This is a genomic window from Ollibium composti (genome assembly GCF_004801285.1).
In the GTDB taxonomy this organism is placed as follows: domain Bacteria; phylum Pseudomonadota; class Alphaproteobacteria; order Rhizobiales; family Rhizobiaceae; genus Mesorhizobium; species Mesorhizobium composti.
The window spans coordinates 128,282-152,453 of the sequence record NZ_SSNY01000004.1; the positions used below are offsets into that span (position 1 = coordinate 128,282).

27 protein-coding genes are annotated in these 24,172 nt (G+C 66.4%); 6 read left to right on the forward strand and 21 right to left on the reverse strand.

Translation table 11 applies throughout. The features are described from left to right. Positions 1 to 4 precede the first annotated feature (4 nt). Complete coding sequence (locus tag E6C48_RS08795) at positions 5 to 253, forward strand: DUF6522 family protein (protein ID WP_136356194.1); 249 nt, start codon at positions 5 to 7, stop codon at positions 251 to 253. Here E6C48_RS08795 and ccoS read toward each other — a convergent pair. The 9 genes from ccoS to E6C48_RS08840 all read right to left on the reverse strand — a co-directional run bounded on the left by ccoS (position 228) and on the right by E6C48_RS08840 (position 8,343). Further along, on the reverse strand, positions 228 to 425 hold the full coding sequence (gene ccoS, locus E6C48_RS08800; protein ID WP_136356196.1) for a cbb3-type cytochrome oxidase assembly protein CcoS: 198 nt from the start codon (positions 423 to 425) through the stop codon (positions 228 to 230). The two genes, E6C48_RS08795 and ccoS, sit on opposite strands and share 26 nt — an antisense overlap. A 54-nt stretch (positions 426 to 479) precedes the next feature. After that, on the reverse strand, positions 480 to 1,262 hold the full coding sequence (locus tag E6C48_RS08805) for a DUF2189 domain-containing protein (RefSeq protein ID WP_136356198.1): 783 nt from the start codon (positions 1,260 to 1,262) through the stop codon (positions 480 to 482). A gap of 13 nt (positions 1,263 to 1,275) precedes the next feature. After that, positions 1,276 to 1,488 carry a hypothetical protein gene (locus E6C48_RS08810; protein WP_206086462.1) on the reverse strand — a complete coding sequence of 71 codons (213 nt, stop codon included), beginning with the start codon at positions 1,486 to 1,488 and terminating at the stop codon, positions 1,276 to 1,278. Next, a complete protein-coding gene (gene ccoP / locus E6C48_RS08815) occupies positions 1,485 to 2,363 on the reverse strand; it encodes a cytochrome-c oxidase, cbb3-type subunit III (protein WP_136356200.1) in 879 nt (292 codons plus the stop codon). The genes E6C48_RS08810 and ccoP overlap by 4 nt, the downstream gene beginning before the upstream one ends. A gap of 2 nt (positions 2,364 to 2,365) precedes the next feature. Next, positions 2,366 to 2,575 (reverse strand): cbb3-type cytochrome c oxidase subunit 3, encoded by a 210-nt coding sequence (locus tag E6C48_RS08820; RefSeq protein WP_136356202.1) that lies wholly within the window; start codon positions 2,573 to 2,575, stop codon positions 2,366 to 2,368. A 4-nt stretch (positions 2,576 to 2,579) separates the two neighbouring features. Further along, on the reverse strand, positions 2,580 to 3,320 hold the full coding sequence (ccoO, locus tag E6C48_RS08825) for a cytochrome-c oxidase, cbb3-type subunit II (RefSeq protein ID WP_136356204.1): 741 nt from the start codon (positions 3,318 to 3,320) through the stop codon (positions 2,580 to 2,582). A gap of 2 nt (positions 3,321 to 3,322) precedes the next feature. Beyond that, positions 3,323 to 4,990 (reverse strand): cytochrome-c oxidase, cbb3-type subunit I, encoded by a 1,668-nt coding sequence (ccoN, locus tag E6C48_RS08830; protein WP_136356206.1) that lies wholly within the window; start codon positions 4,988 to 4,990, stop codon positions 3,323 to 3,325. A 184-nt stretch (positions 4,991 to 5,174) separates the two neighbouring features. Then, the gene (locus tag E6C48_RS08835; protein ID WP_136356208.1) at positions 5,175 to 7,433 is read right to left on the reverse strand and encodes a cation-translocating P-type ATPase; all 2,259 of its coding nucleotides are present in this window, start codon (positions 7,431 to 7,433) and stop codon (positions 5,175 to 5,177) included. Positions 7,434 to 7,620: 187 nt separating this feature from the next. Next, the gene (locus tag E6C48_RS08840; protein ID WP_230978701.1) at positions 7,621 to 8,343 is read right to left on the reverse strand and encodes a Crp/Fnr family transcriptional regulator; all 723 of its coding nucleotides are present in this window, start codon (positions 8,341 to 8,343) and stop codon (positions 7,621 to 7,623) included. A gap of 236 nt (positions 8,344 to 8,579) precedes the next feature. Between E6C48_RS08840 and E6C48_RS08845 the strand changes: the two genes are divergently transcribed. Beyond that, positions 8,580 to 9,971: a multicopper oxidase family protein gene (locus tag E6C48_RS08845; RefSeq protein WP_136356212.1), complete on the forward strand. Its 1,392-nt coding sequence runs from the start codon at positions 8,580 to 8,582 to the stop codon at positions 9,969 to 9,971. Positions 9,972 to 9,978: 7 nt separating this feature from the next. Here E6C48_RS08845 and E6C48_RS08850 read toward each other — a convergent pair whose 3' ends face one another. Then, the gene (locus E6C48_RS08850) at positions 9,979 to 10,350 is read right to left on the reverse strand and encodes a RidA family protein (protein WP_136356214.1); all 372 of its coding nucleotides are present in this window, start codon (positions 10,348 to 10,350) and stop codon (positions 9,979 to 9,981) included. A gap of 172 nt (positions 10,351 to 10,522) precedes the next feature. Between E6C48_RS08850 and E6C48_RS08855 the strand changes: the two genes are divergently transcribed. Together E6C48_RS08855 and E6C48_RS08860 are read left to right on the forward strand one after the other, a co-directional pair. Continuing rightward, positions 10,523 to 11,593, forward strand: coding sequence for a D-TA family PLP-dependent enzyme (locus E6C48_RS08855; protein ID WP_136356216.1), 1,071 nt, complete (start codon positions 10,523 to 10,525; stop codon positions 11,591 to 11,593). Positions 11,594 to 11,604: 11 nt separating this feature from the next. Then, entirely contained in the window at positions 11,605 to 12,072 is a 468-nt protein-coding gene (locus E6C48_RS08860; RefSeq protein ID WP_136356218.1) for a hypothetical protein, read from the forward strand. A 36-nt stretch (positions 12,073 to 12,108) separates the two neighbouring features. Here the strand turns inward: E6C48_RS08860 and E6C48_RS08865 are convergent, their stop codons facing one another. The 9 genes from E6C48_RS08865 to E6C48_RS08905 form a co-directional block, all read right to left on the reverse strand. Further along, on the reverse strand, positions 12,109 to 12,423 hold the full coding sequence (locus tag E6C48_RS08865; protein WP_136356220.1) for a cupredoxin domain-containing protein: 315 nt from the start codon (positions 12,421 to 12,423) through the stop codon (positions 12,109 to 12,111). Between the two features lie 9 nt (positions 12,424 to 12,432). Continuing rightward, the gene (locus E6C48_RS08870; protein WP_136356222.1) at positions 12,433 to 12,957 is read right to left on the reverse strand and encodes a DUF4142 domain-containing protein; all 525 of its coding nucleotides are present in this window, start codon (positions 12,955 to 12,957) and stop codon (positions 12,433 to 12,435) included. A gap of 99 nt (positions 12,958 to 13,056) precedes the next feature. Then, positions 13,057 to 13,755 carry an RNA polymerase sigma factor gene (locus E6C48_RS08875; RefSeq protein ID WP_136356224.1) on the reverse strand — a complete coding sequence of 233 codons (699 nt, stop codon included), beginning with the start codon at positions 13,753 to 13,755 and terminating at the stop codon, positions 13,057 to 13,059. Between the two features lie 128 nt (positions 13,756 to 13,883). Next, complete coding sequence (amaB, locus tag E6C48_RS08880) at positions 13,884 to 15,398, reverse strand: L-piperidine-6-carboxylate dehydrogenase (protein WP_136356226.1); 1,515 nt, start codon at positions 15,396 to 15,398, stop codon at positions 13,884 to 13,886. A 680-nt stretch (positions 15,399 to 16,078) separates the two neighbouring features. Next, entirely contained in the window at positions 16,079 to 16,291 is a 213-nt protein-coding gene (locus E6C48_RS08885) for a hypothetical protein (protein WP_136356228.1), read from the reverse strand. A gap of 78 nt (positions 16,292 to 16,369) precedes the next feature. Further along, the gene (locus E6C48_RS08890; RefSeq protein WP_136356230.1) at positions 16,370 to 17,644 is read right to left on the reverse strand and encodes an RNA polymerase sigma factor; all 1,275 of its coding nucleotides are present in this window, start codon (positions 17,642 to 17,644) and stop codon (positions 16,370 to 16,372) included. Then, positions 17,641 to 18,015, reverse strand: coding sequence for a YciI family protein (locus E6C48_RS08895; protein WP_136356232.1), 375 nt, complete (start codon positions 18,013 to 18,015; stop codon positions 17,641 to 17,643). Before E6C48_RS08895 ends, E6C48_RS08890 begins: the two co-directional genes overlap by 4 nt. 88 nt (positions 18,016 to 18,103) lie before the next feature. Further along, the gene (locus E6C48_RS08900; protein ID WP_136356234.1) at positions 18,104 to 19,174 is read right to left on the reverse strand and encodes a DNA topoisomerase IB; all 1,071 of its coding nucleotides are present in this window, start codon (positions 19,172 to 19,174) and stop codon (positions 18,104 to 18,106) included. Between the two features lie 257 nt (positions 19,175 to 19,431). After that, positions 19,432 to 20,628, reverse strand: coding sequence for an acyl-CoA dehydrogenase (locus E6C48_RS08905; protein WP_136356236.1), 1,197 nt, complete (start codon positions 20,626 to 20,628; stop codon positions 19,432 to 19,434). Between the two features lie 462 nt (positions 20,629 to 21,090). On the opposite strand from E6C48_RS08905, the gene E6C48_RS08910 reads away from it, so the two are divergent. Both E6C48_RS08910 and E6C48_RS08915 read left to right on the forward strand, forming a co-directional pair. Beyond that, entirely contained in the window at positions 21,091 to 21,801 is a 711-nt protein-coding gene (locus E6C48_RS08910) for a helix-turn-helix transcriptional regulator (RefSeq protein WP_136356238.1), read from the forward strand. Next, positions 21,798 to 22,568, forward strand: coding sequence for a helix-turn-helix transcriptional regulator (locus E6C48_RS08915; protein ID WP_230978702.1), 771 nt, complete (start codon positions 21,798 to 21,800; stop codon positions 22,566 to 22,568). Before E6C48_RS08910 ends, E6C48_RS08915 begins: the two co-directional genes overlap by 4 nt. 67 nt (positions 22,569 to 22,635) lie before the next feature. Here the strand turns inward: E6C48_RS08915 and E6C48_RS08920 are convergent, their stop codons facing one another. Beyond that, positions 22,636 to 23,076, reverse strand: coding sequence for a hypothetical protein (locus E6C48_RS08920; RefSeq protein WP_136356240.1), 441 nt, complete (start codon positions 23,074 to 23,076; stop codon positions 22,636 to 22,638). Then, the gene (gene flhB, locus E6C48_RS08925; protein WP_136356242.1) at positions 23,073 to 24,155 is read right to left on the reverse strand and encodes a flagellar biosynthesis protein FlhB; all 1,083 of its coding nucleotides are present in this window, start codon (positions 24,153 to 24,155) and stop codon (positions 23,073 to 23,075) included. Before flhB ends, E6C48_RS08920 begins: the two co-directional genes overlap by 4 nt. Between the last annotated feature and the right edge of the window lie 17 nt (positions 24,156 to 24,172).

A 24,172-nucleotide genomic window follows, 5' to 3' on the forward strand; every position in this document is an offset into this window, starting at 1 on the left:
CCCGATGATACTGTCCTGTGACGAGCAGGGAGACTTCCTCCTCGACCCAGCTTTGCTCGGTGCGAAGCTGGCGCTGGACGAGCGGGAACTGCGCCGCCGCATGCGCCTCGGCCAGATCACCAGCCAGGTCGAGATCGGCATCGGCGACGACGAAGGACTGCGGCGGCTGACGGTGCGCAACGGCCGCTCGGTCTGGCGCGCTGTCGTCGATGCCGGGAACAACCTCGTCAGCGAGGAGTGCCTCGATCTCTGAGGTCAGGATCGGATTCCCGCCGCCCCTCGCCCTCCTCGTCGTCGATCAGGATGCGCTCGGCCGCCCCGTCGAGATCCTCGTACTGGCCGCTTTTCAGCGACCACAGGAAGGCACCGAGCGCCGCCGCGCCCAGAAGCAGCGCAATCGGGATCAGGAAGACGAGGCTGCCCATCTCACGCCGCGCAGGGCAAGGCGCGGCCTCGCAGACAAGCCGCGCGCGAAGCGCTCACTTGATCGCCTTGTAGCTGTGCCATGTGGCGTGGCCGAGCAGCGGAAAGACGACGATCAGCCCGAGTAGCCCGGTCACGACGCCGAGAAGGGAAAGCACCAGGACGATGACGCCCCAGGCGATCATCACCGGCAGGTTGCGGAACACCATCGAGATGGAGGTGCCCATGGCGGTGAAGGCGTCAACATCCTGGTCGAGCAGCATCGGCACCGAGAAGGTGCTGATGGCGAAGGAGAAGGCCGCGAACAGCCCACCGACGACCGAGCCGACCAGAAGCATCGCCCAGCCGGTCGGCGTGGTGAACAGCATCTGCGCCACATGGTCGAGCCCCGGGAAGGGCCGCAGACCGAAGAACAGCGCATAGACGATGACGGCCGCGCGCATCCACAACAGCATCAGCAGCGTGAGGATGACGCCGATGAACAGCACCTGCCCGCCCGCTTTCGCCTTGACGAACAGCATGCTGGACAGGCTGAACGGCCTGCCCGCCTCGATGGCCTGACTTTTCGCATAGAGGCCGATGGCGATCAGCGGCCCCATCACCATGAAGCCGGCGAGCGCGGGGAACAGGATGTAGTCCAGCCCGAACGCGAACAGGCCCCACACGATCACCAGCGAGACGAGGAAAACCGCGACCCCATAGGCCAGGCTCGGCCCCGGCCGGTTGAGAAGGTCGCGCCAGCCGGCGCCGAGCCAGCCGAACGCAGCCGTCCACGGCAGATGGCGCCGGCGCTGCTCGGCCAGCGGAACGATCCTCTCGCTTTGCTCGACATGCGTCATGACCGCCTCCCCTTCAACATGCCGAATCCGCCGCGCGCAAGGCGCCGCTTGCCGTCCCCGCCGCCTTCGCATGCGGCACGCAGTCCGGTTGCGAGGTGAAGGCGACATAGATGAAATGCGCGTTGGCGGCGACGAAGACCGCCATGACCGCCGCCGCGATGGAAATCGCGATCAGCCGCCAGTTGCGGCGGACGGGCGTAGCGCCTCCTGCCAGCCCGGCGCTCAATTTTCCGCTCCCTTGAGCGTGTGGACGTAGAGCGTCAGGATCTTGATATCGAGCGGCGACAGCTTGGCACCCCAGTTCGGCATATGGCCCTGCCGCCCGGAATAGACGGTGGAGAAGACGCTCTGCACATCGCTGCCGTAGAGCCAGTTGGCGTCGGTGAGGTCGGGCGCGCCGACGTCCTTGTTGCCCTTGGCGTCCTCGCCGTGGCAGGCGACGCAGTTGTCAGCGAACACTTGCCTGCCCTTGTCGAGGCGCGCCGCGTCGCCCTCGGCCGGCTGGAGGCCGGACAGCGAGCGCACATAGGCGACCACGTCCCCGACCTCATCGGCCGGCAGGATGCCGTCGCGGCCGAAGGCCAGCATCTGCGAGGTGCGGGTGTCGTCGTTGGTGGAATTGATGCCGACACGGATCGTCTCCTCGATCGCCTCCGGCTCCCCGTCCCACAGCCAGGCCTTGGCCGCAAGATCGGGGAAGCCCGGCCCGCCGGTGGCGTTGACGCCGTGACAGGCGGCGCACTTGTCGACGAACAGTGTGCGGCCCGTCTCCGTCACCAGGTGCATCAGCGCCGGATCGGCCTCGATGTCGGCATAGGACTTGTCCAGCACCTGCGCCGTCCAGACCGAACGCGCTTCCGTGGCCCGCTCGACCTGCTCGGTCACGGTCACGCGCTGGTCGATGCCGAGCAGGCCCTTGCTGTAGGTCCAGATCAGCGGCCAGGTCGGATAGAGGAACCAGCAGATGACGGAAACCAGGAAAGCCGCGCCGAGGAAGAAGAAAACGACCCTCGGAATCGGCGTCTCCAGTTCCTCGATGCCGTTCCATTCGTGCCCGGTGGTCACGCGTCCGGTGACGGGGTCTTGCTTGCCGAGATCCATCGTCATGCCTCCGGCCCGAGCGGCCTGTCCCCAAGCGGCCTGTCCCCAAGAGGCCTGTCATCGTCGTCGAGCACGCTCATCTTGGCGTGGGTGAAAGCCTTGCGGTTGCCGGGCCAGTAGGCATAGGCAACCACGCACAGCGAAAAGCCGACGAGGTAGAACAGCCCCCAGCTCTTGGAAAAGGCGACGACGGCGTCGTGGGCGATCTCCATGGCGCTACTCCCCTGCCTCTGCCGCCGCCGACTGCTTGTAGGGCGCCTCTGTCAGCCGGCCCAGGATCTGCAGGTAGGCGACCAGCGCATCCATCTCGGTGACGCGGGCGGGATCGCCGTCGAAGGCCCGGACCTGCGTTGCGGCGCCATAGCGCTCGCTGACGCCCGAAGCGGCATCGGTATCGGGCGTCGCCTGGCCGTAGGCGTCGCGCGTGGCGTTGTCGACCATCTCCTGCGTATAGGGCACGCCGACATCCTGCTGGGCCACCAGATGCGCGCCGAGATCCTCTATGCGCAGCTCATTTCGCGCCAGCCAGCCATATTTGGGCATGACCGATTCCGGCACCACGTCGCGCGGGTTGATGAGGTGGCGCACATGCCAGGCGTCGGAATACTTGTCGCCGATGCGGGCAAGGTCCGGCCCGGTGCGCTTCGAGCCCCACAGCATCGGGTGGTCGTATTTGGATTCGACCGCCAGCGAATACGGCCCGTAGCGCTCGACCTCGTCGCGCAGCGTGCGGATCATCTGCGAATGGCAGGCATAGCAGCCCTCGCGGATGTAGATGTTGCGGCCCGCCAGCTCCAGCGGCGTATAGACACGCATGTCGGGCGCCTCCTCGACCGTCTGGTGGATGGTGAACAGCGGCGCGATCTCGACCAGGCCGCCGATCGACGCCACGGCGACGATGGCGACGACGAAGCCGATGGCGTTACGCTCGATCTTGCGGTGGAAGAATTCCGGCATGATTATTCTCCCGCCTGCATGGCGCCACTGCCGGCCGCGATTGGCACGTCGGCACCCGTCTCGCCCGCCGCCGCCTCGGCATGGGCGGCGCGGATCGTCATCCACACATTGTAGGTTCCCACCACCGCACCCGACAGGAACAGCAGGCCGCCGAAAGCACGCGCGATGTAGTAGGGGTGCATCGCCACCATCGAGTCGATGAAGGAATAGGCGAGCGTGCCGCCGTCATTGTAGGTGCGCCACATCAGGCCCTGGATGATGCCCGAGTTCCACATGGCGAAGACGTAGACGATGGTGCCCGCCAGCGCCAACCAGAAGTGGACCTCGACCAGCCTCGACGAATACATCGCCTGGCGCTTCCACATCCACGGCACCAGCGCGTAGATCGAGCCGAAGGTGATCATCGCCACCCAGCCCAGCGCACCCGCATGGACGTGCCCGACGGTCCAGTCGGTATAGTGGGAGAGCGAGTTGACCGGCCGGATCGCCATGAACGAGCCCTCGAAGGTGGACAGGCCGTAGAACACCGCCGCTACCATCATGAAGCGCAGCGTGGCATCGTCGCGCACCTTGTGCCAGGCGCCGTTCAGCGTCGCCAGCGCGTTGCCCGCCGAAGCCCAGGACGGCACCAGGAGCATGATCGAGAAGGTCATGCCGAGCGTCTGCACCCATTGCGGCAGTGCCGTGTAGTGCAGGTGGTGCGAACCCGCCCACATGTAGAGGAAGGTGATGCCCCAGAACGAGATGATCGACAGCCGGTAGGAGAAGATCGGCCGCCCCGCCCGCTTCGGCAGGTAGTAGTACATCATGCCGAGGAAGCCGGAAGTGAGGAAGAAGGCGACCGCGTTATGGCCGTACCACCACTCCGTCATCGCGTCCTGCACGCCGGAGAACAGCGAATAGCTCTTGGCATGCGCGAAGGAGACCGGCACGGCCAGGTTGTTGACGATGTGGAGCACCGCCACGACCAGGATGAAGGCCATGTAGTACCAGTTGGCGACGTAGATATGCGGCTCCTTGCGGCGCGCCAGCGTGCGCAGGTAGAGCAGGAAATAGGCCACCCAAACGATGACCAGCCAGATATCGGCGTACCATTCCGGCTCGGCATATTCCTTCGACTGGGTGACGCCCATCAGGTAGCCGCTGGCCGCCACGATGCAGAACAGGTTGTAGCCGATCAGCACGAACCACGGCGTGAACTGGTCCGGCAGGCGCGCCCGAGACGTGCGCTGCAGGACGTGGAAGGAGGTGGCGATCAGCGCGTTGCCGCCGAAGCCGAAGATGACGCCGGACGTATGCACGGGCCTGAGCCGCCCGAAGCTCGCCCAGGCGGCATCGAAGGTCAGGTCCGGCCAGGCAAGCAGTGCCGCTACCCATACGCCGACGGCCATGCCGATGACCGCCCAGATCATGGTGAGTACGATGCCGACCTTGGTCGGGTCGTCGTAGTAGCGCGAGAGCCGGCTCTCGTCCGGCTCGGGCGCGTAATAGCCCGACATCACAGCGAAGCCGAGGCCGACGGAGAAAATCATGACGATGAAGCCCTGCGCGCCCATCGGGTCGCCACGCCCGGCCGCGGCCATCGCCAGGCCGATCAGCGAAAGGGCCAGCAGCACCACAAGGGCGACCTGCCGCTCCGTGACCGTCAATCCCGAAACAAATCTGACCATTGGCGTTCCCCTCGGTCCGTCAGGCAGCTTGCAGGCCGATGCCGGGCAGTGGCATCGACGCGGATTCAACGGAAACGATACAAGGCAGCGACTGTTTGTCCAGCCGCAGGCGGGCCGCGGACCCGGCGGCGCGGAGCGTTTCCGTTGCTAAAAGATACATTTCCAATACCACTTTTATTCTGCCTTATGTCAATCGCAGCGGCGCCGGACATTCGGCCGCAGGCCGCGCGGAAGCTGTGGCCGCACCCTTGCGAACGCCCGCCCGCCTCGTGTTCAGCCGCAGCGCATTGGCGATCACCAGCAGCGACGAACCGGACATGGCCGCAGCCGCGATGAGCGGCGTGACATAGCCAAGTATGGCTATCGGCACGGCGATCAGGTTGTAGACGATGGCCAGCGCGATGTTCTGACGGATCAATCGGCCGGCGCGGCGCGCCACGCTAACGGCCAGCGGCACCGCTTCCAGGCTCTCGCGCAGGAAGACGAAATCGGCGGCGTTGCGGCCAATGTCGGCGGCACTCGCCGGCGCCATCGAGACATGCGCGGCCGCCAGCGCCGGAGCGTCGTTCAGCCCGTCGCCGACCATCAGCACCTTGCGGCCCTGCCCCGCCAGTTCGCCGATGCGGGCGACCTTGCCGGCCGGCAGCAGCCTGGAGCGGACATCGCCGATCCCGATACGCTCGGCGACCGGCCGGCAGTTGCGCGCGCTGTCGCCAGACAGGATCGCCAGCGCCTTGCCCGCCGCGCGCAGCACGGCCGCCGTCGCCGCAGCACCCGGCCGCAATTCGTCTTCCGTCTCGAAGACGGCCTTCAGCCTGCCGTCCAGCGCAAGCACCGTCCCCTCGCCGTCCCCGCCGCCGGTCAGCGCCCACTCGGCACGGCCCAGCCGCCAGATTTCACCGCCGCGCCGGCCTTCCAGCCCGCAGCCGGGAATTTCGCGCACATCGTCCAGAATGGCCGTCCGCGACGACGCTGCCGCTATGGCCTGCGAGACGGGATGGCGCGAGCCGGCGGCGAGCCCGGCCGCGATCTCCAGCAGGTCGGGCGAAATCGCCGCCCGGTTGACGATGCGCGGCCGGCCGAGCGTCAGCGTGCCGGTCTTGTCGAAGACGACCGTGTCGATCTCGTCCAGCCGCTCCATCGCGCCGCCGTCCTTGACCATGATGCCGTTCTCGAACAGCCGGCGCGCCGCCACCACCTGCACGATCGGCACGGCAAGGCCGAGCGCGCAGGGGCAGGTTATGATGAGTACGGCGATGGCGATGGTCATCGCCTTGCGCCAGTCGCCGTCCACCGCCATCCAGCCGAGGAAGGTCGCCAGCGCCGTCAGGTGGACGACCGGCGCGTAGAGCGACGACACACGCTCGGCGATGCGCCGGTAGCGCGCGCGGCCGCCCTCGGCCGCCTCCATCAGGCGCGTCATCTCGGCGAGGAAGGAATCGCCCGCCGCCCTCAGCGCCACCAGCGTCAGCGGCCCGGTCAGGTTGAGTGTGCCGGCGCGCACCTCGTCGCCGTCGCCTACTGGCTGCGGCGCGCCCTCGCCGCTGACCAGCGAGCAGTCGAGATCGGAGGTGCCGGCAACGACGACCGAATCCACCGGAATACGCTCGCCGGCGGCAACCAGCAGGCGCGTTCCCGGTGCGATCTCGGCGACCGGCCGATAGCTGCGTGTGCCGTCGGCGTCGAGTACCACGGCGCCCTGCGGCGCCAGCCGCGACAGGCCGAGCACCGCCGCGCGCGCACGGTTGCGCATGACATGGTCGAGCGTGCGGCCGATCAGCAGGAAGAACAGCAGCGTCACCGACGCGTCGAAATAGGCGTGCTCGCCGTGATTGATCGTCTCGTAGAGGCTCATCGCATAGGCGAGCGTCACGCCGATGACTATCGGCACATCCATGTTCATGCGGCCGTGGCGGAGCGCGTTCCAGGCCGAGCGGTAGTAGACGCGGCCGGAAAAGACGAGCGCCGGCAGGGCGATGAAGGCCGATATCCAGTGGAAGATGTCGCGCATGGAAGCGTCGGCGCCCGACCACACCGACACCGACAACAGCATGATGTTGGAGGCGGCGAAGCCCGCCACGGCCGTGGCGACGATGAGCGAGGACAAGGTGCCGTCCCTTTGCGCCGCCCCCTCATCGAACAAATGCGCCGGATAGCCGATATCGGCGAGCGCCTCGGCGATCGGCGGCGGCGTCTCGCCACGCCAGCGCACGCTGACGCGCTTCGTCGACAGGTTGACCCGCGCCGCCGTCACCCCGGCAAGCCCGGCCAGCCGCCGCTCGACGGTGCGGATGCAGGCGGCGCAATGGACGGTGGGGACCGAGAGTTCGACCTGATAGGCACCGTCGCCGAGGGCGCGCGCGCAAAGTCCGATCTCGCGCGCCGACGGTGACGTTCCCTCAATGTCGAGCGCCGCTTCGGTTCCCGGCGCGCAGCAGCTCATGGGCCACTCCGTTGCTGACGACGACGCCAAGCCTCTGCCTGCCGCGCCGCCTCCCTTTGCGATTCCCGTGAATCGAAGGTGGTTTCGTCCCCCTTTAACCGCAGGCGGGCATCGCCTCTTTGATCCAGATCAAACTGGCGTCGCACAGAAAGGACAACCACGGACGGCGTTGGGGACGAAAGGTCGTTCAGGCTCCGGCCAGATCCGCGAGCCTTCCCATGTCGAGCACTTCGACCCGACGGCCCTTGACGCTGATGAGCCCATCCCGGTCGAGCCGGGTGAACTGGCGGCTCACCGTCTCGATCGTCAGGCCGAGGAAATCGCCGATATCGGCTCTCGTCAACGGCAGGTCGAACGCCCCGGCCGGCGCGCCTTCCCCGTCCAGCGTCGGATCGATGTTGCGCGCGATCAGGAGCAGGAAGCTGGCGACCTTCTCGGCCGCCGTCTTGCGGCCGACGGTCATCATCCACCCGCGCGCCTCGTCGAGTTCGCGCAAGGCCTGCATGAGCAGCCGGCGTTCCAGGCCCGGTGTCGCCTCGATCAACCTTTGGATCGTGCGGCGGGGAAACGAGCAAAGCGATACCGGCGTCGCCGCCTCGACCCCGATGGCGCTTTCCTCGCTGAACGGCCGGCCGAGAAAGTCCGGCGCGAATTGCAGGCCGACGATCTGCTGGCGCCCGTCGGGCAGGCTCTTGGTCAGCTTGACGACGCCCGAAAGGATGTTCGCATAGTTGTCGATCGGCTCGGCGTCGCCGATCAGCTCGGCGCCCTCCTCGAGCACATGCTTGGTCGATGCCCTGGCCAGCTCGACGAGCTGGATCGGCTCCAGCGCGCCGCAGATGCCGCGATGGCGGGCCTCGCACGATACGCACAGCACCGGGATGCCGCTGGTATGGATGTCCTGACGCACCGGTCTCGTTTTCCACTTGTTCCGCCGCTGCCTATCACGACCGACAACCATGATCGCCGTGTCAGTTTGTCCAACACGCGCCCGTCAGGCAATCCCGTTCGCCGTTCGGCCGCGACCGAACGTCCCGCTGGACGCAGATTTCCGGGTTGCCGCCGGCACCTGCCTGCGGCGATGGCGCCGGTTGAAGGCAGCGCGCACCGATCCTAGAAAGATGATCCGTGACCCATGGAGCGGCCATGCCCATCCTGACGCGACGCACCCTTCTCAAGGCCTCGGCCGCCGCTGCAGGCGGCTTCGGGCTCGGCGCGATGGGCAACATGGTGAGCGCAGCGCTGGCCGTGCCGGACCCCAAAATCCTCAGGACAACGAAGACAACGGCGCGGCTGACTGAGGCCGAACCGACCCGCGACGTCCTGACCTACGGCGAAGCCGGCATGCCGCCGGTCCTGCGCATGACCAAGGGAAAGCCCTTCGCTGCGCGGCTGGTCAACGGCCTCGACGAGCCGACCACCATCCACTGGCACGGCATGCGCGTGCCGAACAAGATGGACGGCGTTCCCTTCATGGTGCAGCCCTACGTCTACACCGGCGACCATTTCGACTATGCCTTCACGCCGCCGGACGCCGGCACCTTCTGGTATCATCCGCACTGCAACACGCTGGAGCAGATGGGCCATGGCCTGACCGGCGTGATCGTGGTGGAAAATCCGCATGACCCGGCGTTCGACTCGCAGGTGGTGCTGAACCTGCGCGACTGGCGGCTCGGCGGCGACGGCCAGTTCATCGCCCAGTTCCGGCCGCGCGACGCCGCCCGTTCCGGCACCTACGGCACGGTGCGCACCGCCAACTGGCAGGTGGAGCCGCAATACGACGCCCCGGCCGGCGGCCTGGTGCGGCTCAGAATCGCCGTCACCGACGTCACCCGCATCCATGCGCTGACGCTGGAGGGCGCGGCCGCCGACGTCATCGCCATCGACGGTAACCCGGTGCCGCAGCGCTTCGCCCTCGACATGGTGCGGATCGGGCCGGGCCAGCGGCTCGACCTCGCCGTGCGCATGCCGGACGACGAAGGCGCCGTCGTCACACTGAGGGATGTGCGGGGCACGAAGAAGGCTGCGCTGGCGACGCTGCGCGCCACCGGTTCCTCGCTGAAGCACGACCTGCGCGACCTTGCCGTGCTCGAAGCCAATCCGGTTCCCGCCCCGGACATCGCCTCGGCTACCCACATCCCGCTGGCGCTCAGCGCCACGGCGGAGAATGTCGCGGCAAACAGCATCTGCGGCTCGCTGGGCTACAGCTTCTGGGCGATCAACAAGGTGCCGTGGCCGGGCGACACGCCGGACCCGACCGCACCTTTGGCCGAACTCAAGCTCGGCAAGAGCTATGTCTTCGACATGGAGAACCTGACGCCGCACGCCCATCCGATCCACCTGCACGGCATGAGCTTCACCGTGCTGTCGTCCTCGGCCGGGCCGGTGATGCCGCTGGTGTCGGACACCTACCTTCTCCAGCCGGACGAGAAGGTGCAACTCGGCTTCGTCGCCGACAATCCGGGCGACTGGCTGCTGCACTGCCACATCATCGAGCACCAGAAGACGGGCATGACCAGCTACGTCCGCGTCGCCTGAGGCGACGCTATTTCACCGGGGCGTAGGCGACCGCCTCGATCTCGACCTTGATATCGAGCATCAGGCGCGATTCCACCGTGGTGCGGGCCGGCGGCTCCTTGGCGAAGAAGGAGCCATAGACCTTGTTCATGCCCGAAAAGTCGCGCGCATCCTCGATCCAGACCGTGGTCTTGACCACGTCGTCCATGGTCGCACCCGCCAGCGCCAGCGCCGCCTTGACGTTTTCCAGCACCTGCCGTGTCTGCGGCTCGATGCCGCCGTCGACGATGCCGCCGTCCGGCCTCACCGGTACCTGGCCGGAAACGTAGACCAAATCGCCGGCCCGGACGGCGGGCGACAGCGGCACATGGGAAGCCCCGAAAACCTGCTTGCGCGACATGACGAAATCTCCTGTCCTGATGATGCGAGGGGCCATAGCGCGACGAGCACCGGCGGTCCAGCGGTTGCCGTCGTCCCCCTGGACCAAAAGTTCTTGAAACCTGCGCCGCATCGGATACGCCGCTAGCATGCTCAAACTCGCCGAGTCGCGACCGACCATCCGGGTGACCGAAATGACCGACAGACCGAAAACCATCGACGAGATCGACACACCCGCCGTGCTGATCGACCTCGACCGCGCCGAGAAGAACATCGCCCGCGCACAGGCCGCGGCCGACGCCGCCGGCGTGAAGCTCAGGCCGCACATCAAGACGCACAAATTGCCCTTCTTCGCGAAAAAGCAGGTCGAGACGGGCGCGGCAGGTATCACCTGCCAGAAGATTGGCGAGGCCGAGGTGATGGCCGACGCCGGTCTGACCGACATCTTCCTCCCCTACAACATCCTCGGCCGGCAGAAGCTCGAACGGCTGAAGGCGCTGCATGGCCGCGTCACGCTCTCCGTCACCGCCGACAGCGCGACCACGATCGAGGGGCTGGCCGGGACGTTCCGCGATGCCGCCCATCCGCTCAAGGTGCTGATCGAATGCGATACCGGCGGCGGCCGCTGCGGCGTCCAGTCGAAGGAAGAGGCACTCGCGCTGGCGAGGCAGATCGACGCCGCGCCCGGCCTTTTCTTCGGCGGCCTGATGACCTTTCCCGCACCCGGCAAGGCAGCGCAGGCCGAAGCCTGGCTCGCCGCCACGCGCGACCTGCTGGCCGCAAACGGCCTCGCCTGCGAGACGATCACCAGCGGCGGCACACCCGACATGTGGCGCAAGCCGGAAGGCCAGGTCGTCACCGAATACAGGCCGGGCACCTACATCTACATGGACCGCTACCAGATCGCGAAGGGCGCGGCGACACTGGACGATTGCGCCGCCACCGTGCTCGCAACCGTGGTCAGCCGGCCGACGGCCACCCGCGCCATCCTCGACGCCGGCTCCAAGGCGCTGACCAGCGACACGCTCGGCCTGCCGGACTATGCCGAACTGGTCGGCGAGGCGGGCGCCAGGGTAATCGGCTTGTCGGAGGAGCACGGCAAGGTGGAACTGCCGGCGGCAAGCAGGCTCAAGGTCGGCGACCGCGTGCGGGTGCTGCCCGACCACATCTGCCCGGTCATCAATCTTTACGATCAGGTCTACCTGATCTCGGGCGACCGGGTGGTCGACATCCTGCCCGTCGCCGCGCGCGGGAAACTCACCTGAAGCGAAACGTCATGACCGCGCAGAGCCCCTTCCCGGACGACCCCGACCGCGCCTTCATCTGGGACATGCTGATGCCGCGCGATTTCAAAGCTTTCGCCGCGCAGGACTGGGGCATGGTGTCCGGCGATTTCGACGCCGGCCGCTTCCTCGGCATCCACGCCCACAACTCGCCGAACCAGGACGACTGGGACGCCGCCTTCCCAACGCTCGACGCCTATCGTGACGAATGGCTGCGGCAGGCGGCGGATTCGGCGAAGATCGCCTATGGCGAACCGCTGGTCCCTGCCCTGCTCAGGGCGGTGTCGATGGACCGCATCGACATCAACGGCGACGTCGCCGTCGCCCACAAGAAATTCGACGGCACGGTCAAGCTCGCCGGCGGCGGCGTTGACCGGCTCAACTGGCAGACGCTCTATTTCTGCCGCAAGAGCGACCGCTGGCGCATCACCGGCTTCATCGGCTACATGAAGTACCGCTGACGGAACCGGCCCGCCAGCGGCAGAAAAAACAACGCCTTACGGCGCGACCGTGATTTTCCCCTTCATGTTGGGGTGGAAACGGCAGTAATAATCCACCGTATCCTTGGCCGTCATGACGCGGCTCGCCATCTTCTTCGGCGGGATCATCACTTCCCAGCCGCCCTTGACGGTGGCGGTGTGGGCAAGCGCATCCTTGTTCACCCACTCCACCGTGTCGCCGGCCTTGACGCTGATTTCGGCCGGCGAGAAGACCAGCTTGTCGATCGTCACCGTGATCGTCTCGGCGGAGGCCGAGGCCACGCCGGCGGCAAACAGGACAGCCGCCGCCGGCAAAAGCCATGCGAAGCGCATCGCCGCCTCCTACTTCAATCCGGCCGCGACGTGCTCGGCATGCATCTCATGGCCCTGGAAGATCTTCAGGCCGGTTTCCAAGAGGCTTTTCAGCTCGGCATTCTGCGCGGACGGGATCAGCAGCGTCTCCAGCGCGCCGTCGACCTGCTTGTGATAGGCGACCTCGTTGTCGATATAGGCCTTGTCGAAAGCCGCACCCTTGAGCTTCTTCAGCTTGGCGCGCTCCGCCTTGGCCGCCTTGGTCAGCGCCTTGGAGGTGTCGTTGTCCTCGGGCGTGACTTTCAGCTTCTTGACCAGGTCGAGCGCCTGCTTGTTGACCGCTTCATGGTCGCGCAGCATGTCCTTGGCGAAGTCGACGACCGCCTTGGTCTTCGACTTGGAGACCGCGAGCTTGGCCGCCTCGATGTCGATGACGCCGGCGGTGTAGGCGATGTGGGCGATCTGCGGATCGGTCGGCTTGTCGGCGGCGTCGGCGAAGGTCGGCGCGGCGAGAACGCCCAGCATCGCTAGGGCGGCGAACGGACGAATGAACATGGAACCTCCTTGCCCCGGCGCACAGCGCGGGGGCTGTTTGCTTGACATCGATTGGATGCGGCAGGCAGCCGAAGGTTCCCGAAAAATCAGCGCCTTCGATCAGCTTCCTGAATCAGCGCTTTCGAGGCCGAGGCGCTGCATGACGGCATCCTTCAGGCGGTCGCAACGGCGGCCGGCGAAGGGGAAGGCGTTCATCAGCACCGGGCCGATCTGTGCGTCCAGTTCCTTGCGCACCATCTGGCGGGCACGGTAGAGCCGCGTCTTCACCGTCTCCGGCTTGATGCCGAGCAGTTCGGCCGTCTCTTCCATGCTCAAGCCCTCGATGACGCGGGCGACGAACACGGCCCGGAAGGTGGCGGGCAGATGGTCGGTGGCCTCTTCGACCAGGTGCAGGATCTGTCGTTGCGCCATGGTCCGCTCCGGATCGTCGCTGGCATTGCCGGGAAACTGGATGATTTCGGCTTGCGCCGTCTCGATATCCGTCACCTTGCCTTCGCGCTTTTGCTTGCGCAGCCGGCCGAGCGCCTCGTTGATGACAATGCGCGACAGCCAGGTCGAAAGCGCGGACTCGCCGCGAAAGCTGTCGAGGCTGCGGAAGGCGTGCACATAGGCCTCCTGCACGACATCCTCCGCCTCGCTGGCACGGCCGACGATGCCGCGCGCCAGCCGGTAGAGCCGCTGATTGTAGCGCGTCATGATGGCGCGGAAGGCGCGCCCGTCCCGCGCCAATGCATGCGCGACGAGTTCCGCGTCGCTGGCGGCCTCAAGCGGGATCGGTCTGGTATTCAGCGCAGGCATCGCAGCCTCCTTGTCCGCCGCTTGGATGCCGGCGGCGAGGAAAGGTTCCCTGCGCCTACGTTACGCCTGGAAAATCCGCCGCGCGAGCCCGTTTGCGGGCCGGCACGGCGGAGGCTATGGCCGCCGTGTCAGTCGATGTCGAAGGACACGCCCTGCGCCAGCGGCAGCGCGGTGGAATAGTTCACGGTGTTGGTGGCGCGGCGCATATAGGCCTTCCAGGCATCCGAGCCGGACTCGCGGCCGCCGCCGGTTTCCTTCTCGCCGCCGAAGGCGCCGCCGATCTCCGCACCCGAGGTGCCGATGTTGACGTTGGCGATGCCGCAGTCCGACCCTTCCGCCGACAGGAAGCGCTCCGATTCCATGATGTCGCGCGTGAAGATCGACGACGACAGGCCGGCGCCGACCGCGTTATGCAGGTCAAGAGCCTCGTCGAAGTCCTTGTATTTCATCACGTAAAGGATAGGCGCGAAGGTCTCCTCCGTTACCGGCGAAACCTGGCTCGGCATCTCCACCAGCGCCGGGTGCACGTAGTAGGCATCCGGGTGGCCGTTCTCGACGCGGGCGCCGCCGGTCACCTTGCCGCCATGCGCCTCAGCTTCCTTAAGCGCCTTCTGCATGCCGTCGAAGGCCGCCTTGTCGATCAGCGGCCCGACCAGCGCCTTGCCTTCCAGCGGATTGCCTACCGACACGCTCTCATAAGCCTTCTTCAGGCGCGGCACGAGCTGGTCGTAAACGCTCTCGTGGACGATCAGGCGGCGCAGCGTCGTGCAGCGCTGGCCGGCCGTGCCCATCGCGCCGAAGGCGATCGCGCGCAGCGCCATGTCGAGGTCGGCGGTCGGCGTGACGATGCCGGCATTGTTGCCGCCGAGTTCCAGCACCGCGCGGGCGAAGCGCTTGGCCAGCCGAGGGCCGACTTCCCGGCCCATGCGCGTCGAGCCGGTGGCCGACACCAGCGGCACCTTCGGATGGTCGACCAGCACTTCGCCGACGGCGCGGTCGCCGATGAGAACCTTGAGCAGGTCGTTCGGCGCATCGGCGCCGAAGCGCTTGACGGCGCGGGCGAAGATCGCCTCGCAGGCGAGCGCGGTCAGCGGCGTCTTTTCCGACGGCTTCCAAACCACCGAGTCGCCACACACCAGGGCGAGCGCCGAATTCCACGACCACACCGCGACGGGGAAGTTGAAAGCCGAAATCACGCCGATGACGCCGAGCGGATGCCAGGTTTCCATCATGCGGTGGCCGGGGCGCTCGGTGGCGATGGTCAGGCCGTACAACTGACGGGAAAGGCCGACCGCGAAATCGCAGATGTCGATCATTTCCTGCACTTCGCCGAGCCCCTCGGACGGGATCTTGCCGACCTCGATCGACACCAGCCGGCCGAGCTCGGTCTTGTGGGCGCGCAGTTCCTCGCCGAGCAGCCGCACCAGTTCGCCGCGCTTCGGGCCGGGCACCAGCCGCCAGGCCTTGAAGGCCTCATGTGCGGCGTCGACCGCCTTGCCGGCCTCGGCCGCCGACATCTGCTTCAGCGAGGCGATTACCTCGCCCGTCACCGGGCTGCGCACCTGAAGATCGCCGCCCGAAAGCACCGCCTTGTCCACGCCCAGTTTTGCCAGAAGCTCGGCCGTTTCCTTCGCAACCGTCATGTCTCGTCCTCTTTGGATTGGGTTGGCGCACAAGCGCCTTTGGGCGTGCCAATACAAGTTTCCGGCGCGGCGCGCCACCCCCGGCCTGTTGAGCCAGCACCGGCCCCTGCGTAAGCTTCATCCTCGCCACGCTGCCTTCCGGCCCTGGCCATTGGAGCAGTCGGGAGGCGGGGCGCGAAGCCGTGCCTTCCTAGAGTGATATACGTGGCGCGATCCTCGCGCCCCGCCCGGTGTGTTCGACGTCCCGTCGACCCTCATGCACCCAGTCCGTCGTACCGCTTCGCGGCTTCGGGCGTGTGCGCGTCATTCTCCGCTCCCCCTTGGACTCGCGTTTCCGCCGGGGTCGGGCCTGTCGGACGCTCCCCGGCATCCGGGAACCGATCCCCGTTCGCCAAGGCCACCGCCGTCTCCGCCTGATACCCGGTGCGCACCAGGTCCCGCCGGAAACAGTGGATCGAGTATGAGACGGGTCCGAAAGAGGTGGATAGATTTCGTGAAAGATTTTTCGCGAAGGTAACAACCGGCACTTCGTCATCCTATGGCGAAGGGGAGCAAAACTCCTCTTCTCCTTTTGCGGGAGAAGGGGGATCGACGCTCAGCGCAGAGACGGATGAGGTTGTTGCACGAAGCACCGTCGGCCCTTGTTCGAGAACCGCGCCTCGGCTTACCACGCTTCGCCCTCACCTGCCTGCTGGCATCTTCTCCCCGTTCTTCACGGAAAGAGGAGCGCGGCTTTTATCCCGACGCGCTGCTCTGCGCATCGCGGTCCGGGCATCTTCGTTCGCGGGTTTCTGCAGGGAACGGGCAATGCGGCCGCAATTGAGGAATTCCGGAAGCAGCCCATCGCCGCGCTCGGCGGCGTGGACGTGCAAGGCTCGAAGCAGCGACATCATCGTGATGACCTCCGTGATCTGGAGATCGAAGTGTCCCGCCGGACGGCCGCCACCCGTTTCCAGCCAACCATTACCGGCTCAATGCATGGCCGCGCTTGCTGGCTTGCCGCCGCTCGCACCGCTCAACCGGTCGAGGTGCATGCGGATATGCGCGGCTTCCGCCGCAGTGTTGGCGAGCGCGATGGCGCGGTCGAAGGCTTCGCGCGCCTCGGCATTGCGGCCAAGTTGCATCAAGAGGCCGCCGCGCAGGCCGTGAAAGTGAAAATAGCCGGCCAGCCGCTCTTCCAGCGGTTCGACCATGGCAAGCGCCGCCTCAGGCCCCCTTACCTTTGAAACGGCGACGGCCCGGTTGAGGGTGATGACCGGCGACGGCTGCATCTGTTCCAGCAACCCGTAGAGCAGGTCGATCTCCTGCCAGTCGGTGTCCTCGGCCTTCGCCGCACGCGCATGCAAGGCGGCAATCGCCGCCTGCACCTGGTAGGGACCGGGCTTGCCGTGCCGCAGCGCCTTGTCGACCAGCGCCAGACCTTCGGCGATCATCTTGGCGTGCCACAGCGAACGATCCTGATCCTCCAGAAGCACGATCTCGCCGTTGGCGTCGAAGCGTGCCGGCGTGCGCGCATGCTGCAACAGCATCAGCGCCGTCAGCCCCATGATCTCCGGTTCGGTCTGGAACAGGCGCAGGAGCAGCCGCGCCAGCCGGATCGCCTCGTCGGCAAGCGGCGCGCGCGCCTCCACCTCGCCGCTGGCCGCCGAATAGCCCTCGTTGAAGACGAGGTAGATCATCGCCGCCACCGCCGCCAGGCGCTCCGACCGCTCGACCGGTCCCGGCGTCTCGAAGGGCACGCCGGCCGCGGCGATGCGCGCCTTGGCGCGGGTGATGCGCTGCTCCATGGCGCTCTCGCCGACCAGGAAGGCGCGGGCGATCTGCTTCACCGAAAGGCCCGAGACGATGCGCAGCGCCAGCGCGATCTGCTGCGTCGCCGGCAGGTCCGGATGGCAGCAGGTGAACAGAAGCCTGAGGATGTCGTCGCGGTAATGCGCACCGTCCAGCCGCTCGGCCATGTCGGCCTCGGCGTCTTCGAGATCGGAGAGCTTGTCTTCTTCCGGCAGCGGCGCCTGCTTCGCCCGCTTGCGCACCTGGTCGATGCCGCTGTTGCGACCGACGAAGATCAGCCAGGCGGCCGGATCGCGCGGCGGTCCGTTCTTCGGCCAGTTCTTCAATGCCCTGAGGCAGGCGTCCTGGAAGGCTTCCTCGGCCGCGTCGAGGTCGCGAAAATAGCGCAGCAATGCGGCCACCGCCTGCGGGCGGGCGGCGCTGAGGGCGGAAGCGATCCAGTTCGGGTCGGTCATGCGACGATATTTGTCCGGTTGAAGCGGCCTACCGGCCTGATTTCGTAGGAACCGCCGGACGGATTGACCGCCGACAACTCCCTGGCGAACTCGATCGCCTCGTCGAGATGATCGCATTCGAGCGTGTAGAAGCCGAGGAACTGTTCCTTGGTCTCGGCGAAGGGGCCGTCGATGACAACCTGCTCGCCCTTCGCTCGCTTGAGCGTCGTCGCCGCCGTGGTGGGCAGCAGCCGTGCCACCGGGCCGAGCTTGCCTGCACGCGCATATTTTTCCTGCACAACGGCGAGATCGGCCATGACTTTCTCGTCCTGCTCCTTGCTCCAGGCGCAGACGACGTCTTCGGAAGCGTAACAGAGGATGGCGTAAAGCATGGTTCGTCCTTGTCTCGTGTCAAAGGACGAAAAGGGTAGGCCGAAGCCGACAGCCCGTCGATAAAAAATCTTGGGCGACTTGGCGACCTCAGCCGCCGCGCGCCTTCAGCCAGCGCAGCACCAGCGCTTCCTCTTCGTCGAGGCCTTTGATACCGCGCTTGCCCCTGTTGGCCTGCGTCATGCCCTCGAGCAGGTTGCCTTCCAGCCAGGCCTCGGTGACGGCGGGGTGGATGTAGCATTGCCGGCAGATGGAGCGCGTGTTGCCCAGCCGCCCGGCGACCTTGTCGATGATGCCGTTCAACACCCGCTTCTGCGCGGTCTTGCTGTCGGGCCGCTCCGTCTGCGCCAGCAGCGAGGCGGCATGGATGGTGCCGCCCCAGGTGCGGAAGTGCTTGGCGCTGAAGCCGTTGCCGGCCGCCTCGCGGATGTAGCGGTTGACGTCCTGCGAGCGCACCGGATGGCGGGCGCCGGCCTCGTCGAGATACTGGAACAGCTTCTGGCCGGGAATGTCCTGCGCGCCGCGCACGACGCGGGCGATGCGCCGGTCGACGAGCTTGAGCCTCCATTCCTTGCCCGACTTGCCTTTGAAGGCAAAGCGCAGGCTGGAGCCGGCGATGGTGACATGGCGGTCGCGCAGGGTGGTGAGGCCGAAGCTCTTGTTGTCGCGCGCGTAGGCGACATTGCCGACCCGGATCATCGTATTGTCGAGCAGCCAGACGACCGACGCCACCACCCGCTCGACGGGAAGACCGCGGCGGCTGAGATCGGCATCGATCCGGCCGCGCAGCCGGGGCAGCGCCTCGGCAAAGGCGATCAGGCTGGAATATTTCTGGCCGTCGCGTTCGGCCGCCCAGTCCGGATGATAGCGGTACTGCTTGCGGCCCTTGTCGTCCCGTCCCGTCGCCTGGATATGGCCGTTGGGATCAGGGGCGATCCAGACGTCGGTCCAGGCCGGCGGAATGGCGAGCGCGCGGATGCGCTGGACCGTCTTGCCTTCCTTCAGGGGATTGCCGTGCGGATCGACGTAATAAAAACGCTTCGGCGCGCCCTTGCGGCGAATGCCGGGCTCCCCGTCGCTGACATAGGTGAGTTGCGCACGCTCGGCGGCGGCGACGGGGTCGTCCTCGCCGCTCTCATTGGGTTTCGTCTTGTCCAGCATGCACGCTCCACGGTGTGGCCCGTGAATACGCGCAGGGTGGCGGAAGGGTTCCGCTTCTTTCTTCTCCCCGTTCACGGGGAGAAGATGTCACGAAGTGACAGATGAGGGGCAGCACGTGGCTGGCGACGTTCGCGCCGCCCCTCACCTGCCTGCCGGCATCCTGCCCTGCCGAGCGTTCGTCATTCGAAAAGCCAAGCAATTGGCTTTTCGTGGCCTACGGCCACCATTCCTCACCCCCATAAACGGGGCGAGGAAACTTAGAAAAACGCCTGCAGTCCGGTCTGCGCGCGGCCGAGGATCAGCGCGTGCACGTCGTGCGCGCCCTCGTAGGTGTTGACCGTCTCCAGGTTCTGCGCGTGGCGCATGACGTGGTAACCGATCTGGATGCCGTTGCCGCCGTGCATGTCGCGCGCCTGGCGGGCGATGTCGAGCGCCTTGCCGCAATTGTTGCGCTTGACGATGGAGATCATTTCCGGCGCCATCTTGCCCGCGTCCATCAGGCGGCCGACGCGCAAGGAGCCCTGAAGGCCGAGCGCGATGTCGGTCTGCATGTCGGCGAGCTTCTTCTGGTAGAGCTGCGTGCCGGCAAGCGGCTTGCCGAACTGCTTGCGGTCGAGCCCGTACTGGCGGGCGCGGTGCCAGCAATCCTCGGCCGCGCCCAGCGCGCCCCAGGAAATGCCGTAGCGGGCGCGGTTCAAACAGCCGAACGGACCGCCGAGACCCTTGACGTTGGGCAGCAGCGCATCCTCGCCGACCTCGACGTTCTCCAGAACGATCTCGCCGGTGATCGAGGCCCTGAGCGACAGCTTGCCTTCGATCTTCGGCGCGGAAAGCCCCTTCATGCCCTTTTCAAGGACGAAACCGCGAATGACGTCCTTGCCGTCCTCGCCCTTCACCTTGGCCCAGACGACGAAGACGTCGGCGATCGGGGCGTTGGAGATCCACATCTTCGAGCCGTTGAGGCGCCAGCCGCCGGCCGTCCTTTCGGCGCGGGTCTTCATGCCGCCCGGATCGGAACCGGCGTCCGGCTCGGTCAGGCCGAAACAGCCGATCCATTCGCCCGAAGCCAGTTTCGGCAGGTACTTCTTGCGCTGCTCCTCCGAGCCGTAGGCGTGGATCGGATACATGACCAGCGAGGACTGCACGCTCATCATCGAGCGATAGCCGGAATCCACCCGCTCGACCTCGCGCGCGATCAGCCCGTAGGTAACGTAGTTGGAGCCCAGCCCGCCATATTCCTCCGGCACGGTGACGCCGAGCAGGCCGGCCTCGCCCATCTCGCGAAAAATCGCCGGATCGGTCTTTTCCTCCAGATAGGCCTGCTCGACGCGGGGGCTGAGCTTGTCGGCGGCAAAGGTTGCGGCAGCGTCGCGGATCATCCGCTCGTCTTCCGAAAGCTGGTCTTCCAGCAGGAAAGGATCGTCCCAAACGAACGCGTTCTTGTCGCCGGCCATGTCTCGTTTTTCTCCAGTCGATGACTTTGCCGGCCTTATCGGGCCGAAACCGGCAAAAATCAAACGAATTTGGCCGTGGACCAGCCTTTCTCCCACAGGCGGCATCGCCCGGCAGGCGCCGGCGGCCGACATGGCGCAGGCGCCTGAGTCGCCGCGCACGGACTCCGAAACGCAATTCTGTCAATTCCCGTTTGCCCCTGGATTCGTCTGCGGTTAGATTACAGCCGAATCAGCCGTTCCTCGGGGGCACGGCGAACCATCGAAAGTCTGATGTTCCGGAGCTCATCCGGTGCAAGGCGCGAACGGTTTCGCGTTGCCCCTCACGGATTCGGCGGGTCGGACGCTGTCTGGCGTCTTGTGCGTTTCTGCGAGAGTTCCTTCGCGACAGTGATGCGTTTTGGGTCCGATGCCGGTGTTCCGGTGCCGGGCATGAGGATCGATTCGGCCGCACGTTAAAATGAAATGACCGCCACAGCCGCGCAGCCCTCCTTCGACGACGTTCCGACGCGCCTCTCGTCCCGAGGCGACCTCACCGCCTTTCTCACGCAGCTTGCCGCCGGGATCGGGGCCGATTCCTATATGCTGGTCGCCGTCGTCCACGACCAGGCCCGCTCCGATGCCCGCATCGTCGCCTCCAACTGGGTCTTCGACGCCATCGAGCTGATCGGCAAGCGCATCATCGCCACCCTGGCCCAGGGCCTGTTCACCGCCGCACCGGGCATCCGGCCGCAGCCGCTGGTCGCCGCCGGCGCTCCCGACACCGGCGGCCTGCTGAGCGGCGAGGAGGTCCGGTTGCTCGACGTGTTCGGCCATGCCGAGCTCTATTCGCTCAGGCTCGACGTCGGCCGCCAGCGGCTGTTCGCGCTTTTCTCCTCGGCCGAACCCGGCCACATCGACCGCAGCGCCCTGATGCGCGGGCAGATGCAGTGCTGCTATGCGCTGTCCCAGGTTCCGCAGCTTCTCGCCGCCGCCACCACGCAGGACCCGCTGTCGGACCGCGAGCGCGAATGCCTGTTCTGGGTCTCGGAAGGCAAGACCACGGACGAAGTGGCGCTGATCCTCGGCGTCTCGTCCAACACCGTCAACAGCTACATCACCCACGCCATCCAGAAATTCTCCGCGTCCAACCGCGCGATGGCCATCGCAACCGCGATCAGGAGCGGCATCATTTGAAACGGATCGAGGCCAGAGCGGCCGCCGAGGCCCTGTTCGACCGAAGCCACAGCCCGTTCGGCGCCTTCAGCCTCGGGTCGGAGACACACCACGCCGTCACCATGCCCGACGCCGTGCGCCGCTGCCGCTGGATCGCCGTCGACATCAACGCCACCGCCTTCGCGCTGTTCTTTTCCGGCCCTTCGGCTGAACGGGCAAAGCTGGTGCCCTGTTTCGACAGCGACTACCCCTCGGTGGCGACGACCACCAGGCTGATATCGGGGGCCAACAGCGAAGACGTCGTGCGCCATGCCCGCGTCTCCACGGCACCGTTGTGGTGGGCCGACGATGCGGTGGCCGGCGCCGCCGCCAGGTTTGCCCACCTGCCATGGGTCGAGCGCATCGCGCCGCTGGCACCGGGCAGCGCCGGCATCGCCTTCCCGGTCCATGCAGAGCGCGGCCAGTGCGGCCTCGTCGTCTTTCTCGGCACCGCCATGACCCTGCCGCAGCACGCGCTCTACGAAATCCACGCCCGCTGCTTTGCGCTGTTCGACGCGGTGGCACGCATGCGGCCGGCCGAGGCCGGACGGGTCGGCTCGATCACCAAGCGCGAGCTGGAATGCCTGAAGCTGACGGCCAACGGCTACACCAGCGAGGAGATCGCCCGGCTGCTGAAATTGTCGGTGCACACCGCCAACCAGTACCTCACCCAGTCGGCGCAGAAGCTCAACGCCGTCAGCCGCACGCAGGCGGTGGCCAAGGCGCTCAGACTGGGTCTGATCGAGTGAATGGTGAATGTTCGGATGCCCGGATCAGCCCGAGGCACAAGCCTAACATTCCGCTCCATTCACCATTTTACCATTCACCATTCACCGATTCCCTCTTGCGAATGCGCGCATTCTCCAGCACCGCCGCCAGAAGCCGCGTGTTCTGCTCGGGATCCTCGTCCGGGTCCCTGAAGGCGACGTAGTTCAGCACGACCGAAGCGTCGTGCTCGGTCAGCGTCAGCTGGAAATAGACGGTGACGCCCGGCGGCCTCAGTTCCAGGTCGAGCACGATGCGCGGCGCGCCGCCCCAGTCGACATAGGCCTCGCCGCCATGGCCGAGCCTGAGCGTGCCGGGCATGAAGAAGAGTTCGGCCGCGGAATCGACGAGATCCGACAGGCAGGCGAAATGTTCCAGCCGGATGAAGGCGATGTAGTCGGCGACGTCGATCAGCCTCAGTTCGCGAACCACCTGGTCGATGGCGTGGGCGACGACGATCTCGCGGGAACTGGCATGCGGCTGTCGGTTCATGAAATCCGTTTCGGCTCGGGTTTCTTCGCGTAGACGATCCGCACCAACTCGGCCACTGCCTGGTAGAATTGCGGTGGAATGACGCTATCAACCGAAACTTGCTTGTACATGGAGCGGGCGAGCGCGACGTCCTCGAAAACCGGGATGCCGTTCTCCTCGGCGATCTCGCGGATCTTCAGCGCGACGAGGTCCTGGCCCTTGGCGACCACCAGCGGCGCCGAGTTCTCCTCGCGCACATAGCGTAGCGCGATCGCGTAGTGCGTCGGGTTGGCGATCACCAGCGTCGCCTTCGGCACCGCCGTCATCATGCGCCTGCGAGCCCGGTCGCGCGCCACCGAGCGGATGCGCGACTTGACGATCGGATCGCCTTCGGACTGCTTCAGCTCGTCCTTGACCTCCTGCTTGCTCATGCGCATGTCGCGCCGCCAGCTGAAGCGCGACCATACCAGGTCGGCGGCGGCGATCGCCGCCATCACCAGCACGACGGCGACGAGGATATCGACGGTGATCGAGCGGATGACCTTGGTGAACTCGAACGGATTGGTGATCATGCCCGAAAGCAGCCGGCGCGGGTCCTGCGCCACGGTGAAGGCGAGCACCGCCGAGACGAAGGCGAGCTTGGCCAGCGACTTCAGGAACTCGACCCAGCCCTGCACGCCGAACATGCGCTTCCAGCCCTGGGCGAGCGAGATACGCGACAGTTGCGGCCGGATGCGTTCGCCGACGAACTGCGGCAGGTTCTGGAACACCGAGGCGCCGACGCCTGCGACGATCAGCAGCACAAGCAGGATCGCCAACGGCCGGCCCACCTCGATCAGCACGACCTTGTAGAGCGCGATGACATCGGTTTCGGTGTCCATCGGCCAGGCTTCCGGCTTCTCCAGGAACATCGACAGGAACATGCCGAGATCGGCCACCGCCTCGCGGGCGTAGAAGACCGCATAGATGAGGATGGCGACGAAGGAAGCGAGCAGAGCGGTTTCGCGCGAATTGGGCAGTTTGCCCTGCTCGATCGTGTCGCGGACCTTCTTCTCGGTCGCTTCCTCGGTTTTGGAGTCCTTGTCGGCCCCATCGGCCATGGCGCGCGCGGCCTCTC